Source organism: Roseisolibacter agri, from assembly GCF_030159095.1.
Taxonomy (GTDB): domain Bacteria; phylum Gemmatimonadota; class Gemmatimonadetes; order Gemmatimonadales; family Gemmatimonadaceae; genus Roseisolibacter; species Roseisolibacter agri.
Genome location: NZ_BRXS01000005.1, coordinates 83411 through 102268, shown reverse-complemented (window position 1 = coordinate 102268; position 18858 = coordinate 83411). Strand labels below are relative to the sequence as shown.

Annotated in this window: 15 protein-coding genes; 5 read left to right on the top strand and 10 right to left on the bottom strand. The window is 71.7% G+C overall.

Going from position 1 to position 18858, the window contains the following annotated elements; genetic code table 11:
• The first annotated feature begins 352 nt into the window (after positions 1 to 352).
• Both rosag_RS16040 and rosag_RS16035 read left to right on the top strand, forming a co-directional pair.
• Positions 353 to 697: a hypothetical protein gene (locus tag rosag_RS16040; RefSeq protein WP_284351165.1), complete on the top strand. Its 345-nt coding sequence runs from the start codon at positions 353 to 355 to the stop codon at positions 695 to 697.
• Positions 698 to 805: 108 nt separating this feature from the next.
• Positions 806 to 1429: a YqaA family protein gene (locus rosag_RS16035; RefSeq protein WP_284351164.1), complete on the top strand. Its 624-nt coding sequence runs from the start codon at positions 806 to 808 to the stop codon at positions 1427 to 1429.
• A gap of 236 nt (positions 1430 to 1665) precedes the next feature.
• Here the strand turns inward: rosag_RS16035 and rosag_RS16030 are convergent, their stop codons facing one another.
• Positions 1666 to 2430, bottom strand: coding sequence for an ABC transporter permease (locus tag rosag_RS16030; RefSeq protein WP_284351163.1), 765 nt, complete (start codon positions 2428 to 2430; stop codon positions 1666 to 1668).
• Positions 2431 to 2552: 122 nt separating this feature from the next.
• On the opposite strand from rosag_RS16030, the gene rosag_RS16025 reads away from it, so the two are divergent.
• Genes rosag_RS16025 through rosag_RS16015 form a run of 3 tightly spaced genes read left to right on the top strand, consistent with a single transcriptional unit; the run spans position 2553 to position 6815 of the window.
• Complete coding sequence (locus rosag_RS16025; RefSeq protein ID WP_284351162.1) at positions 2553 to 4412, top strand: hypothetical protein; 1860 nt, start codon at positions 2553 to 2555, stop codon at positions 4410 to 4412.
• Positions 4413 to 4419: 7 nt separating this feature from the next.
• On the top strand, positions 4420 to 5838 hold the full coding sequence (locus rosag_RS16020; RefSeq protein ID WP_284351161.1) for a hypothetical protein: 1419 nt from the start codon (positions 4420 to 4422) through the stop codon (positions 5836 to 5838).
• Entirely contained in the window at positions 5835 to 6815 is a 981-nt protein-coding gene (locus rosag_RS16015) for a glycosyltransferase family 2 protein (protein ID WP_284351160.1), read from the top strand. The genes rosag_RS16020 and rosag_RS16015 overlap by 4 nt, the downstream gene beginning before the upstream one ends.
• Positions 6816 to 6900: 85 nt before the next feature.
• Here the strand turns inward: rosag_RS16015 and rosag_RS16010 are convergent, their stop codons facing one another.
• The 9 genes from rosag_RS16010 to rosag_RS15970 form a co-directional block, all read right to left on the bottom strand.
• Positions 6901 to 7893, bottom strand: coding sequence for an FkbM family methyltransferase (locus tag rosag_RS16010; RefSeq protein WP_284351159.1), 993 nt, complete (start codon positions 7891 to 7893; stop codon positions 6901 to 6903).
• Positions 7833 to 8888 carry an NAD-dependent epimerase/dehydratase family protein gene (locus rosag_RS16005; protein WP_284351158.1) on the bottom strand — a complete coding sequence of 352 codons (1056 nt, stop codon included), beginning with the start codon at positions 8886 to 8888 and terminating at the stop codon, positions 7833 to 7835. The genes rosag_RS16010 and rosag_RS16005 overlap by 61 nt, the downstream gene beginning before the upstream one ends.
• Complete coding sequence (locus tag rosag_RS16000) at positions 8885 to 9931, bottom strand: NAD-dependent epimerase/dehydratase family protein (RefSeq protein WP_284351157.1); 1047 nt, start codon at positions 9929 to 9931, stop codon at positions 8885 to 8887. Before rosag_RS16000 ends, rosag_RS16005 begins: the two co-directional genes overlap by 4 nt.
• Positions 9932 to 9997: 66 nt before the next feature.
• On the bottom strand, positions 9998 to 11119 hold the full coding sequence (locus tag rosag_RS15995; protein ID WP_284351156.1) for a class I SAM-dependent methyltransferase: 1122 nt from the start codon (positions 11117 to 11119) through the stop codon (positions 9998 to 10000).
• Between the two features lie 172 nt (positions 11120 to 11291).
• Entirely contained in the window at positions 11292 to 13085 is a 1794-nt protein-coding gene (locus rosag_RS15990; RefSeq protein WP_284351155.1) for a thiamine pyrophosphate-binding protein, read from the bottom strand.
• Positions 13082 to 15433, bottom strand: coding sequence for an N-acetylneuraminate synthase family protein (locus tag rosag_RS15985; protein WP_284351154.1), 2352 nt, complete (start codon positions 15431 to 15433; stop codon positions 13082 to 13084). Before rosag_RS15985 ends, rosag_RS15990 begins: the two co-directional genes overlap by 4 nt.
• Positions 15430 to 16491: an NAD-dependent epimerase/dehydratase family protein gene (locus tag rosag_RS15980; protein WP_284351153.1), complete on the bottom strand. Its 1062-nt coding sequence runs from the start codon at positions 16489 to 16491 to the stop codon at positions 15430 to 15432. The genes rosag_RS15985 and rosag_RS15980 overlap by 4 nt, the downstream gene beginning before the upstream one ends.
• 2 nt (positions 16492 to 16493) lie before the next feature.
• Complete coding sequence (gene rfbH, locus rosag_RS15975; RefSeq protein WP_425607518.1) at positions 16494 to 17834, bottom strand: lipopolysaccharide biosynthesis protein RfbH; 1341 nt, start codon at positions 17832 to 17834, stop codon at positions 16494 to 16496.
• Between the two features lie 17 nt (positions 17835 to 17851).
• A complete protein-coding gene (locus rosag_RS15970) occupies positions 17852 to 18856 on the bottom strand; it encodes an NAD-dependent epimerase/dehydratase family protein (RefSeq protein WP_284351151.1) in 1005 nt (334 codons plus the stop codon).
• Between the last annotated feature and the right edge of the window lie 2 nt (positions 18857 to 18858).

Here is an 18858-nt window from a genome sequence, read left to right as displayed (position 1 = left end):
GACTTCCATCCTTGCTGCCGTTGCCGTTCGGGTCCGGCGCGCCGGGCGCTGGTCGGCGAACTGGGGACTACGGATGCTCCGGATGAGACGGATGCTCCGGATGAGACGGATGCTCCGGATCGCTCCGCGCGGCGGCGACGTCCCCTGTGCAGCGAGGAGCGATCCGCACGATCCGTCTCATCCGGAGCATCCGTTGTCCTCCCGCGACGCTCGGGCAGTGCCGGGCGCGACGTGGGCGGCCGAGGGCAGGGCGCCCGCACGCCGCACGCCGCACGAAGCACGCAGCACGCAGCCCGGCTGCCGGCCCACCCCTTGCCCCCTCTGCCGGCTCCAACTTCCAGGAGCAGAGCAGATGAGCGACCGACCGCAGCCCGAGAAGGGCCCCCGTCCCCCGCGCGGCGACCATGCGCAGGGCGAGCGCATCGACGCCGAGGCGCCGGAGCGCGTGGCGTCCGCGGAGAGCCGCGCGCACGGCACGCACGGCAAGGGTGACGACCGCGAGCAGCTGATCGACGAGCAGGCCGTGGACACGGGCGACGATCCGCAGCTGCGCAACGCGGGCGGCGGCGGCAACCGCGCGCCCGAGCCGAACGCCTTCCGCGAGAACAGCGAGGGGCGCATGGGCGGGCCCGGCTGGGGGAGCGAGGCCGCGGGCGGCTCGTCGGTCGATCGCCGGCCGAACGACCGCAGCGCCTGACGCCGGCATGACCCGCGACGGGCGTGGGCCGGCCCGCGCGACGCACTGCGCGACGCACTGCGCGACGCACTGCGCGATGGCCGGCCCCGCCCGTAGCTTCCCGTCCTCGTGACGACCGCCCTCGACCCCACCACGCCGGCGCTGCCGACCGAGCACCGCGACGCCTCCGCCCCCGGGCGGCTGCGGCGCGGGCTGGTGGCGCTGCTCGCGCGCCTGCACCGGTGGGCCGAGTCGGGGCATGCGGGGAGCGCGGTGTGCACGTGGAACGCGCTGCAGGGCTCCGTGGTCCCCGGGCCGAGCGAGGCGCTCTTCCTCCCCCTGGGCCTCGCGGACCCGAAGCGGGCGCCGCACCTCGCGCTGATGGCGGCGATCGGCGCCACGGCGGGCGGGCTGATCGCCTACGCGATCGGCGTCTACGCGTTCGACTCGATCGGCATGCCGCTGGTGTCGCTGCTCGGCGTGAGCCCGGAGCGGTGGGCGTCGATGGAGGGGCTCTTCCTGCGCCGCGGCGCGCTGCTGGTGCTGCTCAGCACGATGTCGCCGCTGTCGACGAAGCTGGTGTGCATCGGCGGCGGGGCGTTCGGCGTCCCGTTCCTTCCCTTCCTGGGCGCGCTGGCCGTGGGGCGCGCGGCGCGCTTCGCGGTGATCGGGCTGATCGTGCGCTTCGCTGGCGACCGGCTGATCGCGCGGCTCGAGCGGAAGCTGGGGCGGCCGATAGAGCGGGTGCGATAGGGCTGCGGGCTGCGGATCCTGACCGAGCCCTGTTGCCTTTGGGGGGATACGGATGCTCCGGATGTAGCGGATGCTCCGGATCGTTCCCCGTGGCGGCGACGTCCCATGCGCTGCGAGGAGCGATCCGAACGATCCGCTCGGATCCGGAGCATCCGCATCCTCCCCGACAGGCACCATCTCCGCGGCGCGATGACGCGTCCCGAGGTCGTTCACGCTGCGCGCAGCACGCAGCCGCCCTACCTCGCCCCCCGGATCGCGCGCAGGGCCACCAGCGGCACCAGCGCCACCAGCGCCAGCGCCGCGGCCACCGGCAGCGCCTCCGACAGGCCGTAGCCCGTGAAGCGCTCGTAGGCGAGCGTGCTCGCGACGCGCGGATGGTACGCGACCACCACCACCGCGCCGAACTCGCTGATCGCCCGCGCCCACGCCACCACCGCGCCGGCGAGCAGCCCGCGTGACGCCAGCGGCAGCGAGACGCGCCAGAAACGACGCCACGGCCCCGCCCCCAGCGTGCCGGCGACCAGCTCGTGCTCCTCGTCCACCGCCGCGAAGCTCGCGCGCGCCGCGCTCACGAACAGCGGCGCGCTCACGAACAGCATCGCCGCCGTCGTCCCCGCCAGCGAGCCGACGATCCGCAGCCCCAACTCGAGCAGCGCGCCGCCGACCGGGCTCTGGCGGCCGAGCACGAGCAGGAGCGCCAGGCCGGCGACCGGGTGCGGAAGGACGAGCGGCAGGTCGAGCGCCGCCTCCACCAGCGCGCGCCCCGGGAACGGGCGACGGGCCAGCAGCCAGGCCAGCGGCGTCCCCAGCACCGCCGCCAGCAGCGCGGCCAGGCACGCCGCCAGCGCCGTGCGCCCCAGCGCGTCGCGCAGCTCGCCGTCGCGCGCGAGCGCCACCAGCGCGGCACCGAGGTTCGGGACCACCAGCACGGCCACGGGCGCCAGCAGGAAGAGCAGCAGCGGCAGCGCGAGGAGCGCGGCGGGAGAGCGGCGGGCGGTCATGGCGGGGATCGTCGCCGATGGGACGCGCGCCGGCAAGCGGATCGAGGGATGCGGCAGTTGCCGGGAGGTTAGCACCGCGTCATGATCGGCACCCTACCTCTCTCGTGGACGTCCCTCCGATCGTGCCCAGCCTCGCCCCGCCCGACCCGCGGCCCGCCGCCGTCGCGGCCGATCCGCCCGGTGCCGCGCCCAGCGGCGCGGCGGCACGGCGCGTCCCCTGGCAGCGTGCGCTCGCGTCGCTCGTGCTCGTGGCGTGCGCCGCGTGGAGCGCGCGGCTGCTCTGGTGGGCCCGCGACTACGTCCCCATGTGGGACGCGCGGATCTACGCCGAATGCGCCGTGTCGGCGGCCGAGCGGCCGTTCGCGCTGGAGGCGCTGCGCTGCGGCGGGCATCCGTCGCACGCCTACATCGGCGTCCTCTCGCTCCTGCAGCGGCTGGACGTCGGGAATCCCCAGCTGCTCCTGCTCGCGAACGCGGCGCTGCTCGCGCTCGGCGCGGTCGCGTTCGCGCGGCTGCTCCGGTCGGCCTTCCCCGATGAAGAGGTGGCGCTCGAGCGCGCGCTGCTCGTGGGCGCGCTGCTGCTCGATCCCGCGGTCCTCTCCAGCGTCCTCCACGTCAACGTCGACGTGGGCGTGCTGGCGTTCCTGGTGGGCGCGGCCGCGGCGCTCGCGGAGCGTCGCCTGTGGATCGCCGCGCTCTTCGGACTGCTGGCGAGCTTCAGCAAGGAGACTGGCGCGCTGCTCTACGCGGCGCTGGCGGCGATCCACGTCGCGGTGCTCGCGCTGCCGCAGCCCGTCCCCCGCCCCGTGCGACTCGGCGCCTATGCGGGGGTGCTCGGCGCGCTGCTGTCGGTGCTGCTCGTGCCGTGGGGCCCGTGGAGCGCGCCGCTCGCCGTTGGAGTGGCGCTCGCGGCGGCGCGGCTGGCGTCCGGCACGCCGTGGCGCATCGACGGCCGGCGGTGGCTCGCGGTGGCGGCGACGCACGCGCCGCTCGCGCTGCCGCCCGTGCTCTACGCCGCGCACCTGCTGTGGCGCGGGCACGCGAACGCCGCCGGGGGCGCGCTGTGGGCCGGCACGTCCGGCGGGGACGTCGCGCAGATGCTGCTCCATCCGCAGCTCGGGCCCGAGGCGCGCACGTTCCTGGCGCTGATCCTCGTCCTCAACTTCCACTGGATCCCGAGCGTGGCCCTGGCGGCGGACCTGGCCGTCGGGCTCCGCCGCTTCGTCGCCCGACTCGCCCCTCGCACGGTGCCGCACGCGCGCGCCGACGCGGTGATGGTGGTGACGCTGTTCGCGGTCGCCGCGGTGTACCTGGTGACGCGCTTCCCATCGCTGGTGATGGCGCGGTACGTGGTGCCCGTCTTCCCGTACGTGTTCGCGGCCGCGCTGGCGAGCCTGCTGCGGCTGCGCGTGCCCGCCGTCGCGCGTCGCGTCGCGCTCGCGGCGTTCGTCGCGCTGCTCGCCTGGTCGGCCCGCGCCACGCCCGACCCGGTGTCGCGCGCGCTGTGGGGCACGTACCGCGTCGGCCGGCACGAGCTGCTGTACGTGAACTCGTTCGCGGGCACGTGCTGCGGCCGTGGCCTCAACCAGGCCATCTACAACCTCGAGTTCCTGCGCTTCGCGCAGCTGACGCAGGCCGCGCTCTCGCACGTCCGCCCCGTCGCCACCGGGCGCACGCTCGTGCTTCCGGGGCCGGCGGACTGGCTCTCGATCAACGCGCTCGACCGCGACGAGCGGCGCCGCCTGCGCGGCCGCGACCTCACGGTGCCGACGCTGATGCGCGCACAGGATCTCGCCGACGGCCGTGCGCTGCCCGACACGGCGTGGTTCCTGGACGTCGCGTACTTCCCGGGCGACGCGGAGCTCGCGCGCGTCGCGCGCCTGTACCACGTCGGCGCGCCGGACTCGCTCTGGATCGACGGCTACGGCATCGGCGTCCGGCGCCTCGTGCGCCGTGCGGACGCCGGGAGCGCGCCGCGGTGAGGCCGCCATGAGCGCGACGCCGGCCGCGTGGCTCGACCGGGGCGTGCTGAGCGTGCTCGTCGCGCGCCTGCTCCCGCTCATGGCCGCGCCCGTGGCGCTGGTGCTGGTGGCGACCACGCGCTCGCCGGCCGAGCAGGGGTTCTACTTCATCCTGCTCAACCTGCAGGCGCTGGCGCAGCTCGCGGAGCTGGGCACGGGCGCGTTGCTCGTGCAGTTCGCGGCGCGCGAGTCGGACGCGGTGCACTGGGCGCACGGCGACCTCGCGGGCGACGCCGACGCGGTCGCGCGCGTGCGCGCCGTCACGCGCGCCGCCGTCGCCTGGTACGCGCGCGCCGCGCTCGGCCTCGCGCTCCTGGCGCCGCTCGTCGTCCTCGCGCTGCGCGAGGAGGGCGCGCGCACGGGCGTCGCGTACGGCGGCGCCACGATCGCCGCGCTGCTGCTGACGGCGTGCTACCTGCCGCTCGTGCCGCTGATCGCCGCGGCGGAGGGGATCGGCCGGCTGGTGGCGGTGCAGCGCATGCGGCTCGCGCAGGCCGCGCTCGGCCTCGTCGCGCTGTGGAGCGGCATTCTCACCGTGGGTGCGCCGTGGGCGGTGGCGCTGCTCGCCGCGGCGTGGCTGCTGGTGGCGGCGCTCTGGCTCGCGCGGCACGCCGCATCGTTCGCGCGCGCGCTGTGGCGGCCGGGTGCGCACGGCGCGGACGACGTGCGGCGGCTGCGCGCGGCGCAGTGGCGCACCGCGCTCCACTGGCTCGCGCTCTGGGCCGCGCCGCAGTCGCTCGGCCCGCTCCTGCTGCGCGGCCAGGGGGCCGCGGCGGCCGGACGCGCGGGCCTCGCGCTCGCGCTCGCGACGGCCGCCGCGACGCTCGGCGTCTCGTGGCTGCACGCGCGCTATCCGCGGCTCGCGGCGCTGACGGCGGCGGGCCGCCACGCGGAGACGGCGTCGCTCGCGCGGCGCGCGCTCGGCCAGGCGCTGGCGGTGGGCGCGGCGGTCGCGGTCGCGATCACCACGCTGGTCGCGGTCGCGGGCGTCTACCTTCCCGCGCTCGCCGCGCGCTCGCTGTCGCCGTGGGGCGTCGCGGCGCTGGGCGCGTCGGCGCTGGGGTGGGTGGTGGTGCACGGCGTGAGCGCGTGGCTGCGCGCGGAGCGCGCGGAGCCGCTGTGGGCGCACACCGTGTGCGGCGCGCTGGCGGTGATCGCCGCGAGCTGGTGGGGTGCGCACGCCGCGACGCCGGAGCGCGCGGCGCTTGCCTACGCGGCGGCCGTGCTGCTGGTCGCGGCGGTCATCGGGTGGACGGGCGCGCGGCGCGCCATGCGCACCACGCCTAGGTTGGGCCGCGTGGACGCCGCCGTCGACACCATCGCCACCATCGACACCATCGACGCGACGCCGGATTCGATGCTCGACCTCTCTTCCCGTCCCACATGACCACGCGCCTGATCACCGTCGTCACGCCCTGCTACAACGAGGAGGGCAACGTGCGCGAGCTGTACCTCGCGGTGCGAGGTGTCTTCGAGGGGCTGCCGCAGTACCGGTACGAGCACCTGTTCATCGACAACGCGTCGCAGGACGCGACGGCGGAGATCCTGCGCGCGCTCGCGGCGGCGGACCCGAAGGTGAAGGTGATCGTCAACTCGCGCAACTTCGGCCCGGTGCGCTCCCCGGTACACGGGATCCTCCAGGCCGAGGGTGATGCGGTCATCGGCATCGCGTGCGACTTCCAGGAGCCACCAGCGCTCATCCCGGACTTCCTGCGGGCATGGGAGGCTGGGTCGCCCATCGTACTGGGCGTGAAGCTCGAGGCCGACGAAGGACGCATCATGTACATGATTCGCGACGCGTATTACCGCTTGCTCGCGCGCATCGCAGACGTCGAGATCGTCCACCAAGCGACCGGATTCGGCCTCTACGACCAGGCGATCATCCGCGACATGCGGCGCATCGACGATCCCTACCCCTTCCTGCGGGGACTGATCGCCGAAATCGGCTATCGCCCCGTGACGGTTCCGTTCCGCCAGCCCGTGCGTCGCAGCGGCCAGAGCAAGATCAGCACGTACCAGCTCTTCGACGTCGCCTTCCAGGGCTTCGTCAACTATTCGAAGGTTCCCCTCCGGCTGGCCAGCCTTCTAGGCTTCGCCGTCGCGGGCGTTTCGCTCATCACGGCGTTCGGCTACCTCGTCGCGAAGCTGATGTTCTGGAGCAGCTTTTCGCTCGGCCTCGCGCCGGTCGTGATCGGCGTCTTCTTCGTGTCCGCGATTCAGCTCATCTTCATCGGCGTCGTGGGCGAATACGTCGGCGCCATCTACACACAGGTGAAGCACCGCCCGCTCGTGTTCGAGAAGGAGCGCATCAACTTCGCACCACAACCAGCGACGACCGCGTCGAGCCCGACGGACAGGCCATAGCAGACCTGTGGCGCGCCCGTCGCCGCGCGCTGATCGACGCGACGCCTCCGGAGGTGCCCGGAGGCGCGTGGCCTCCGTCCGGTGGCTAGCGAGCCACGGCGAGACGCGCAATCACCCCCTCGTGCGCGCCGCGGTGCAGGAAGAAGAAGTTGGTCTCCACCGTCGCCTCGTCCATGGTCGTGAACGGCACCAAGGACGCATTCTCCACTCGGAAGCAGCGATACTCGAGCTCCGCGAGATATGAGATGATCTCATTCGGGTGGTAGCCGAACGGCTTGCTGAGCTTCCGAAGCATCTCCGCGAACACCATCGGACGGTCGCGCTCGAGCATGCGTCGCGCACCACGGAGCGCAGCGAACTCGCCACCCTCGATGTCGAGCTTGAGGAAATCGGCGCGCACGTCGTGCACCCGCGCGAGGTCGTCCAGCGTGGTCGCACCGACGGACACGGGCTCGGCGCCCTGCAGGATCTCCGCAGGCGCCGCGGATGCCGCTCCCGCAATCCCCTCGCTGACGAAGAGGACAACCTCGCCGACCCGATCGGAGATCGCGCGCGCGACCACTTGAACGTTGGCCAGGCCGTTGAGCGCGACCGCGCGAACGAGCCAGGCGCGCGACGCCGCCACCGGCTCGATGGCGATGACGCGCGCGGCAGGATCTCCGAGCGCGACGTGGACGGAGTACCACCCGATGTTCGCGCCGACGTCGACGAAAGTGCCTCCCGGCGGGAACAGCCGCCGCACCATCTCGAAGTCCTTCCGCTCGTAGCCTCCGAAGTTCAGCGCCACGATCGGCGGGATGCCGCGATCCCGGGGATCGCACGGGAATCTGGCACCGCCGTATCGGCTGCGGAGAACGACCTGCCCATCGGTGATCTCGATCCCCTCCACGTCGGTCCCGCGCACGAGCTCTCCGTACTCGCGCAGCACGTCGTGAAGCTGTGCCATCCGCTTCGCGAACTCGTGCTTCTCGATCTCACCGCGCTCGAAGGCCGCGCGCGCGTCGAGCCGTTCCGTGCTCATAGCAGCGTGTCGAGTGTTCGCCGAAAGCCATCCGTGATGCCAACCGTTGGAAACCACCCCAGCGCGTTCATCTTCGCGATGCTCACCGGGCGCGGCGGGTCGCGATTCGGAAGGTACCCTACGCCGGGCGCCTCGCCCCCCTGCTGCACATGCACGCGCCGCTCGGGGGCGAGCTGCGCGATGATGGTGGCGAGATCACGCACGCTGCACGTCGCGTGCGGGTTCTGCACGAGGTAGGCCTCTCCGTGACTACCGGTCAGCAGCACGCGCAGCATCCCCTCCGTGGCGTCGGCTAGGTAGCAGTATGGGCGTACCGCAGAACCGTCGCTGTTGAGCACGATGTTGCGCCCGTCCACGACCGCGTACAGGAACTCGGCGAATGCGCGCTCGTCGGACCGGCTGACCCCAGGGCCGTACGTATGTCCCAGTCGGGCGATGACCGTTGGCACGCCGTACTGGGCGTGCCAGCTCCGGCACATGGTTTCCCCCATACGCTTGGACTCGGCGTAGCCCGACCGCAGGTCGAGCGGATCGACGACTCCGTACACATCCTCGGCAATGACCGCGTGCGCGGGGAGAACGCCGTGGACCGCGCCCGAGCTGACGAACAGAAAGCCTCTCGCGCCGTCGCGCCGGGCCCGCTCCAAGAGGAGATGGGTGCCGAGCACGTTCGGCAGATACGTGCCTACCGGATCGCCACCAAATGCGCTCGGCATCGCACGGCCGGCCGCGTGCACGATGAAGTCGAACCGCGTATCGTGTTGGATGGGCCTCGCCACGTCCTGCTTGAGCAGCAACAGGTCTCGACGTGTCGCGTATCCCGCATACCGCCCCTGAGCGCGTCCGAGGTCGCGCACCACGGCGCACACGACCGCCGGCCCCACGCCGAGCTGTTCGCGGAGGGAGAGCAGAAACTCCACGACGTACGAGGCGACCAGCCCACCAGCCCCGGTCACCAAGACCGAGCTGCGATCTAGCGCATGCCAAGGCAGTGGGGCGGAGGCGATGCGCGCGAAGTCCGCCTGCAGGACCGGATGCAACGACATGGTCATGACCGTGCGCGGTGCCAGGCCAGCGTCCGCTCGACGGCGTGCTGTAAGGGCACGCCTTCCGAGACGCCGAGCTCCGCGATTGCGCGCTGAACGGATGGCACGTACCGGTCGACGGGCGCGCCGGGCACCGGGGTGCCTCGAACCTCGACACGGACATCCCTGCCAGCGACGGACGCGACCACCCTGGCTACGTCCGCGAGCGAGGCGTCATGCGAAGAGCCGACGTTGTAGACCCGCCCGTCCCCGCCGGCCACGAACGCTGCCAGCAACCAGATGCTGAGATCCGCGGCGTACATGTACGATCGCACCGCGGTCCCATCGCCGGTGACCACGACCGGCCCCCCCGCCAGCGCATCGCGAAGGAAGTTCCCAATCGCAAAGTGTCGGTCGAGTGGCAGTCGCGGACCGACGAACGCGAAGCAACGAGCGACGACGCTCTCGATGCCATACTGCCGCGAGTAGGCCGCGCACATGGTCTCACCGATGCGCTTTCCCTCCGCGTAGACGGACTCCGCCCGGAAGGGATCCGGCCCTCCGCGATAATCCTCGGACACGCACGCGACGGCGGGTGGCAGCGGCCCATACACGGCGCCGGAGCTCACGAACAGCACTCGCCGGGCCCCGGAGGCTCGCGCGAATTCAAGCGTGCGACGCGTTCCCTCCACGGCGCTCTCCAGGGTGGGTATCGGCCGGGCGCTGATGGTGGACGCGTCTACGTGGATGGCGGCATGGATCACACCATCGAATGCATGGGAGGCGCGCGATGCATCCAGCGTCACGAGGTCGCCTGGAAGGATGCGCACGCCCGGTAGCATGGCGAGTCCGGCGACCCGCTCGGAGCTCAACTCATGCTCCGGGACGAGCAGCGTCAGATGACACGCCAGGTTCTGATGCTCGTTCGCGTGCGCGATCGCCTCCACCAGCCACGACCCGATGAAGCCCGTGCCGCCAGTGACGAACAGCCGCCCCCCTCGCAGGCGCGCCAAGTGCGGGAAGGCGCCCTCGAGGACGTAGTCCCTGTCCTCCCGGGACAACCGCTTCATGCGGCCAGCACGGACGACCGATGTTCAGGCCAGAGTGAGGCGGACGTGGCGTCAGCCGGCGACGGGTCAAACTTCATATAGCAGGATGATGTCATTCGGGAGCCGAAGCTCATCGCGAATCTGATCGCGGATCTCGCGCTCGAACACGCGGGATGAGATGAGGATCGCCTCACCTCGCCCGCGCAGCCACTCAGGCCCAACGACGGGGATGCCATTCAAGGTATGCCCGTGGTATTTGAGATTAGAATCCACAAACGCGATGATGCGAGCGTCGCGCAGTCGACTACTCGAGAGGAGCCGGCTGGTGTGGGTACCGACGCCCCACACGGCGATCGGGCGCGCCGAGTCGACGACGTCGTCGATCCGCTGTTGCAGTCGACCGTCCTGCGCGGCCGACCACGCCACATACTCACGGAGCGCCGGTAGCGTTTCGGAGTCCCGCGTGATCTCCGGCGCATCACCGTCGAGCGCGGGCAGCATGCGAAACATTGCGCTGAGGTTGGGCATGATGGTCCCCGAGCTCTGCGGTCGCGAGTTGCGCAGCACGGTCACCTCCTCGAAGCCGCGGAGCGACATCAGGTTGCTCAGCGAGCGTGGCGAGAAGAACTGAATGTGCTCCACGCTGAATTCCTGGAACGGCGCGTTCGGCCACTCGCTGAAGCCGAGCACGTCCGGCACTTCGACCCAGACGATCCCCGCTGGTGCGAGCAGGCGGCGCACCGCGGCAAGCGCAACGTCGAGGTCTTCGAGGTGCTCCAGAACCCCGATGAGGAGGACGACGTCGTATTGCTGCATCGAAGACGGCAGGCGATTCAGCGTGCCGGTGCGGACGTCGATTCCGTAGAGGCGGCGGGCGACGTCGCAGCAGCGCGGCGAGGGGTCGAGCCCGGTCACGCTGTCGACACCCTCCGCCCTGAGCAACGAGAGCAGCCGGCCGCTCGCGCACCCAACGTCCAGCACGCGCGCGTTCGTCCCCGGCAGGTGCGGGAGCAGATCCGCGACGACCTGCTGCAGTCGCAGGCGGTCATGCTCCGACTCCATGCCGTCACGCTGGTCGTACTCGTACTTCGACAGGTCGCGGTAGTATTCGTCGAAGTGGGCCTGTGTGGGGATGCGATCGGCGAATCCCGCACCGCATGCGCCGCAGACCACGACATCGTAGCCGGCCAGGAACCCCACCTCGCTCACGGTCGTGAAGCGCTGGGTGTAGACGTGCGTCCGGGGCCACGCATGGCACACCGGGCAGGCGCGCGGTGCGAGCTGGCTCACCAATCGGCCCCCCACGCGAAGTCCCCGCACTGCAACAGGCGCGTGATCGGGACGCCCACGCCTGTCCGAGCCTGCCCGCGGTCACCCAGCATCACTCGGCGACCGGCGCCACGATCATGTTCGCCAGGAACTCCTCGCGATCGAGGAATGGCCACAAGTCCTCCAGCGGCTTCGATACCATGCTGCCGTCCGGACGCTGCGCCGAGGCCACGCGGGGCCCGCGGGGCTCGTCGTCGGGGACGCGGACCTCACACACGACTGGGCCGGGCCGGTCCAGCACCTCGCGGATGCGCGCGCGCAGGCCGTCCGGCGAGTTGATGCGGGCGGTCGGCAGACCATAGGCGGCTGCCACGGCGGTGACGTCCGGCAGTCGTACTCCGCTGGTCGCATCCGCAGCCACGAGCCGTCCGAAATAGTTCGCCTGCGAGGTGCGGATCGACGCGTAGCCGCCGTTGTTGACGACGAAGAACTTGATGGGCAGTCCGTGGGTCGCGACGGTCGCCAGCTCCTGGATGTTCATCTGAAAGCCGCCGTCTCCATCTACCGAGATCGTCCGGCGACCGCTCGCGATGCACGCCCCGATGCTCGCCGGGAGCCCGAATCCCATGGCACCGGTCCCCCGATTGTGAAACAGCCGCTGCCCCGCCTTCACGCGCGCCACCAACAGGAAGATCTCGCAGGCGAAACCGGAGCTGCCGGGCGTGATCACGTCATCCGACGCCAGCTCGTCCGAGAGCACGTCGGAGAAGTGGTACATGCTCACCCCGTCCGCGCACGACCGGTGCTCCGGTTGGACCAACGGATAGCGCGCCTTCCACGAGCGACACCGCTCCCGCCACGCGGCGTAGTCGCCCGCAGGGTCGGCACCCGAGGCCGAGAGCGCTGCACGCAGGAAGTCGCCCGCGTCGGCGACCACCGGCATCTCGATACCATCGCGAAGCTTGGCGATCTCCGCCGGATCGACGTCGACCATCACCTTCCGGGCCCCGCGAGCCAGCCGCTCGGGCGCGTACGCCATGAGCGCGAGGTCCATGCGCGCCCCGATGATCAGCAGGAGATCGCTGTTCTGAAGCGCGAAGTTCGCGTAGCGCGGCGCGATCCCGCCGGGCCGCCCGGCAAAGAGCTGGTGGTCGTCCGCGATCAGATCGTGTCCGAGCCAGGTCGTGAGCACCGGGATGCCGTGCCGTTCCGCAAACGCCCTCAACTCCTCCACCGCGCCGGCGCTCCGCACACCATTCCCGGCGAGGATGACCGGGCGCTCGGCGCCTGCCAGCATGGCGAGCACGCGCGCCGCCGCTTTGGCAACGTCCGTGCACTCCCCTTCTCGCTCGGTCGGCGGCGTGAAGCCATCCAGCATCGCCGGGTCGACCTGCGCCGCCTGCACGTCGAGTGGGATGTCGATCCACACGGGTCCGCGGCGCCCATTGCGCGCGAGCCAGACCGCGCGCTCCAGATGGTACCGAATCGTCACCGGGTCAGTGACGGTCACCGCGTACTTGGTGATCGGCGCGACGAGCGAGACGATATCGATCTCCTGCACCCCGAGCATGCGCAGCGCGGTGCCCCCCTTCAGGTCGGCCCGCTTGACCTGCCCCGAGAGGAACAGCACCGGCGTCGAGTCCAGCCACGCTCCGGCGACGCCGGTGATCGCGTTGGTCCCGCCGGGACCCGTCGTCACCATCGCGCAGGCGAGGTCGTTGGTCACACGCGCGTACGCCTCGGCGGCGATCGCCGAAGCTTGCTCGTGCAGGTTGCACACGTACGCCAGGCGTTCACACTTCCCCAGCGAGTCATTCAGATGCATCGCGCCGCCGCCCGGGAGCATGAAGACATGCTTCACGCCCTGGTCGGCGACGAATTCCACTACATAGTCCGAGAGCTTCATCGAGGGGCGGTAACGGTCGGGGAGGCCGGACCGGCGTTCCGGTAGTCGGGAACCCACGCGTCGGTCGCGTAGTCGATCAGGCGGTTGTCGGCATCCAGAATGGGCACGACGCGCGTGCGCCCGTGCAGGCTCGCGCGGATCTGCTCCGGTGCCATGTCGACCGTGGCGTACACGTAGTGACGGGTCATGATGTCGGCGACCGGACCGGTGAGCGTGCGCCGCCGGACGAGCCCATGCCGGATGTCTCCGTCGGTCACGACTCCCAGCAGCACGCCCTTCGCGTCCACGACGAAGCCAATGCCCAGCGCGTTGGCATCGATCACGCGCAGTGCGCCCAGGATGCTGGCTCCTTCCGGGATGCGCACCAGATCGGTCGCCGGCCGGCGGCCGCGGTCCGTGGCGCGTGCGAGTGCTCGCGAGGCCCAGAGCAGGTCGGCGAGCGACTCCAACGCCACCTGGAAGCCCTTGCCACGCTGGTGATGTCCCATCCAGATCTCCGGCACGACGCTCGGCGCACGTGAGAGTACGGGCGGCAGCACCTCCGCGAAGTTCACGTCGCCCTCACCGATCTGCAGGCCCTCGCCACCGGTGCCGGCCGCGTCGGAGACGTGCAGGTGGCGCGTGTAGGGCGCCACGCGCTGCGCGAACTCGGTCAGGCTGGCGCCGCTGCGGTTGCACTCCATGCCGGCGTGCGACGTGTCGAAGCAGAAGCCGAGTCCCGACTCGCGGCAGAGATACTCGGCGCTGTCCGCGTTGGTCAGCACGTGCCCGAACCACTTTCCGCCGAAGAACCACGGGAACGGCGCCAGGTTCTCGAGGAGCAGATCGACACCGTCGTGATCGAGTCGCCTCAGCGAGTGCAGCAGGCGTTCGGTCGCCCCCTGGGTGTCGTACCCTTCGGCGACGGGCGACATGCCCCCGACGTGCATGACGATCTTCGGCCCGCGCTCGAAGGTGGGGGCGAAGAGCCGGGCGAGCCTGCGCGTGAAGTCGATCGTCTTCTGGATGCGATGGATGGACGCCTCGCGCTGGTCGGCGTCGACGGCGCACAGGTCGATGAGCCGATCGTGCATGTACTCGGGCGCGTGTACGACCAGCCCGTACGGACGTTGCACCTGTGGCAGCTCGTCCGGCCCGGCATCGAGGTCGCGATCGCTGACGTGGAACTCGACGAACGAGAGCCCTGCGTTCGCGAACCGGGCCATGAGCCCGTCGAGATCGTTGAAGCGGGCGACTATCCCCCACGGCACGCCGAGATCGATCGGCCCGCACACCGAGGCGGGGAGCCCCGCGTCGAGCAGGTCGTCGTCGAGGAACATGTCGTCGCGTGCCACCGCGCGCGTGAGGCGGCGGCCCACGAGCTGGTCCAGGTGCTGCGGCGACAGTCCCATGCCAGGGCTCTTGCTGGTCACCATGGCGCGCGTGACCTCGACCCCCGCGGGAATGTCGCGCGTCGCGACGAGGCTCTTGCCGAGCACCCGTCGGTTGAGCAGCTCACCGCGCGTGATCCACCGATGCGCCACTCCGAGCGAGGCCTCCGTGTCACGGATCGCAGCCACCTGCGCAGCGAATGTCGAAGGCTCCAGGCTGGCATGGTGATCGGAGCCGCGCATCGCACGGTCGAGCGTGATGTGACGCTCGATGAGGTGCGCACCGAGCGAGACCGCCGCGACGGACGCGGAGATGCCCGTGTCATGGCCCGAGTAGCCCACCGGACGTCCGCCGGACCACTCGTGCAGGACCGACATGAAGCGCAGGTTGAGCTCCTCGGGTGCAGCCGGGTACGTGCTGACCGCGTGGAACAGGGCGTAGTCAGCGCGGCGGTCCTCCAGGAACGTGATCGTGCGCCGGATCTCGTCCTCGGTCGACATGCCGGTCGAGACGAGGAGCGGCTTCCCGAGAGCTGCCAGGTGGTCCAGCAGTGGGAAGTTCGTCATGTCGGGCGAGCCGACCTTGAACGCCGGCACCCCGAGGGCATCGAGAAAATCGGCGCTGCTCGTGTCCCACGGAGTGCAGAGGAAGGTGATCCCGCGCTCCGCGCAGTACGCGTGCAGAGCACGAAAGGCCTCATCCGACAGCTCGAACTCGATCAGCAGCGGCACGACGTACTGGATTCCCTGCTCACCGAGCCGCGGCTCGTCGACGATGCGCTCCTGGTAGACCTCACGCAGACGACGCTTCTGGAACTTGACGGCGTCAGCTCCCGCCGCGATTGCCGCGTCGACCAACCGCTTCGCGATCCCGAGATCCCCGTTGTGGTTGACTCCCACTTCGGCAATGACGTAGCACGGCTCGCCCGGACCGACCCGGCGATCCCCGATGCGGACGTGTCTGCTCTCCGCGCTCACCCGAGGCTGGGATTGAAGTTGTGTTGATGCCACGCGAGCGTCCGCTCGACCGCGGCGTCGAGCGGCGTCCACGCCCGCAGCGCCAGCTCCGATTCGGCGCGCGCGACGTCCGGCACGTAGCGCGATGCCACGGCGCCCGGCTCCGGATCGCGCGCCCGCTGCACAGGCAGGCCGCCGGCGACGCGCGCCACGACCTGCGCCACGTCCCACAGCGGCATCCCGCACGCCGAGCCCACGTTGTACGCGCGCTGCGCCGCGCCGTGCGTGAGCAGCGTCCACAGCCACGCCGCCAGGTCCGCGGCGTACAGGTACGAGCGGTACGGCGAGCCGTCGCCGCTCAACCGGATCGGACCGCGCGCGAGCGCGTCGCGCAGGAAGTTGCCGATCGCGAAGTGCGCGTCCAGCGGCAGGTGCGGCCCGACGAAGGCGAAGCAGCGCGCCGTCACGACCTCGGGCCCGTCCGGCGCCCGCCCGGCGACCGCGCCGAGCAGCTCCGAGATCCGCTTTCCTTCGGCGTACGCCTGCGCGGGATCGAGCGTGTCGGGTCCCCCGACGTACGTCTCCGGCAGGTGCGTGATCGTCGCCGGCTGCGGTCCGTACACGGCGCCGGAGCTGACGAGCAGCACGCGCCGCGCGCCGCGCTCGTGTGCCAGCTCGAGCACGCGGTGCGTCCCGCCGACGATCGTCGTCAGCAGCTCGATCGGGTCGGACGCGTTGAGCGCCGCGCTCGTCGAGGTCGCGCCGTGCACGACGTGCGTGAAGTCGCCGTCCGGGAAGTCGAAGCGCCGCACGTCGCCCGCCGCCAGCCGGATCGCCGCGTCGTCCGCCAGGTGCGGCGCGCGCGCGCGGAACGCCGCGGGATCGCGCGTCAGCACCACCAGCTCCGCGCCCAGCCCGCGCGCCGCGTTGGCGTGCGCGAAGCTCTCCAGCAGCCACGTGCCGAAGAAGCCCGTGCCGCCCGTGACGAACACGCGCGCGCCGCGCAGCGCCTCGAACGCGGGCGCCGCATGCGCCAGCACGAGCGACAGGTCGGCCGCCGGCAGCCGCGCGTGCCGCACGCTCAGCGCGCCTCGCCGCGGCAGAACGCGCGGATGCTCGCCGCCACCCACGCCAGCATCGGCTCCGTGAGCCCCGGCCACACGCCCACCCAGAACGCGCTCCGCATCACGCGGTCGCTGTTCGCCAGGTCGCCCACCACGCGATAGGTCAGCCCGCGGTACGCCGGCTGCCGCACCAGGTTCCCGCCGAACAGCAGCCGCGTCGCGATCCGCCGCGCCTCCAGGAACTGCACCAGCGCATCCCGGCTGAAGGGGGCGCCGTCACGGACCAGAACGGGGAACCCGAACCAGCTCGGCTCCGACCCGGGCTGCGGCTCGGGCAGGAGCAGCACGTCCTCGAGGTCCGCGAGCGCCGCGCGCAGCCAGGCGAAGTTCGCGCGCCGCGCCGCCACGAAGCCCGGCAGCCGCTCCAGCTGCGCCACGCCCACCGCCGCCTGCATGTCGGTCGCCTTCAGGTTGTAGCCGACGTGCGAGTACGTGTACTTGTGGTCGTAGCCGCACGGCAGCTCGCCCAGCTGCCAGCCGAAGCGCTTGCCGCACGTGTTGTCCTTCCCCGGCTCGCACCAGCAGTCGCGGCCCCAGTCGCGGAAGCTCTCCACCAGCGTGCGCAGCGCGGGCGCGTTCGTCAGCACCGCGCCGCCCTCGCCCATCGTGATGTGGTGCGCGGGATAGAAGCTCACCGTCGCCAGGTCGCCGAACGTCCCCACCGGCCGGCCCGCGTACGTCGCGCCCACCGCGTCGCAGCAGTCCTCGACCAGCCGCAGCCCGTGCTGCCGCACGAACGCCGTCACCGCCGCGAGGTCGAACGGGTTGCCGAGCGTGTGCGCGATCATCACCGCGCGCGTGCGGTCGCTCAGCGCCGCCTCCAGCTGCGCGACGATCGGCCCGTACGTCCCCAGCTCGACGTCGAGGAACACCGGCACGAGCCCGTTCTGGAAGATCGGGTTCACCGTCGTCGGGAAGCCCGCCGCAACGGTGATCACCTCGTCGCCCGGCCGCAGCCGGTCCTCCAGCGACGGCGACGTCAGCGCCGACAGCGCCACCAGGTTGGCCGAGGAGCCCGAGTTCACCAGCGTCGCGTGGCGCACGCCGCACGCGCGCGCGAACGCGCGCTCGAACTGCGCCGCGAAGCGCCCCGTCGTCAGCCAGAAGTCGAGCCCCGCGTCCACGAGGTGCTGGATCTCGCGCGCGCCGAACACCTTCCCCGACACCGGCACCGGCGTCTCGCCCGGCACGAACGCGCGCGCCGGGAACGCCTCCGCGTGGTACTCGGCCACCAGCGCGAGGATCTGCGCGCGCAGCGCGTCCGCGCGCGACGGCGCGTCGTCCGCGGCGTCGTCCAGCAGGGGCAGCGGCTGCGTCACGAGCCCACCAGGCGAAAGAACTCGCGGTACCACGCCACCGTGCGCGCCATCCCCTCGTCCAGCGTGTAGTGCGGACGCCAGCCCAGCACGCGCCGCGCCTTCTCGGCCGACAGCCACTGGTGCGGGATCTCGTGGCGCGCCTCGTCGCGTACGTCGGGCTCCAGGTCCGAGCCCAGCGCCTCCAGGATTCGCCGCGTCATGTCCAGCACCGTCACCTGCAGCTCGTTCGAGAAGTTGAACGCCTCGCCCGCCAGCTCCGGCCGCGCGCGCAGCGCCTCCGCCAGCTCCAGGTACGCCGCGACGCCGTCCTCGACGTAGAAGTAGTCGCGCACCAGCGTGCCGTCGGAGCGGATCACCGGCCGCTCGCCGCGCAGCACGCTGCGCACGGTGCCCGGCACGAGGCGGTTCCAGTTCAGGTCCCCGCCGCCGTAGAAGTTGCCGCAGCGCGTGATGGCCACCGGCGTGCCGTAGGTCGCCGCGTAGCTCTGCGCGATCAGGTCCGCGCAGCTCTTGCTCACGTCGTACGGATGCCGCCCCTGCAGCGCGGCGTCCTCGGCGTACGGCAGCGTGTCGTGCGCGCCGTACGCCTTGTCCGAGCTCGCGAACACGACCGCGCGCACCAGCGGCGAGCGGCGGCACGCCTCCAGCACCGTCCACGTGCCGCGGACGTTGCTGTCGAACGTCGAGACGGGATTGCGGTTCGCGGTGCCGACGACCGTCTGCGCCGCGAGGTGGAACACGCAGTCGATCTCGTACTCGCCGAGCGTGCGCTCGACCAGCGCCTGGTCCTGGATCTCGCCGCGCACGACGCGCACGCGATGCGCCAGGTCGCCGCCGAGCACCGCGCTCGCGGGCACCCAGTCGCGCACCAGGCAGACGACGTCGGCCCCCGCGTCCACGAGCGCGCGCACGAGCCACCCGCCCAGCAGGCCGGTGGCGCCGGTGACGAGCGTCGGGCGGTCGCGCCAGAAGCCGGGCGTGCGTGTCGCGGGCTGCGTCATCG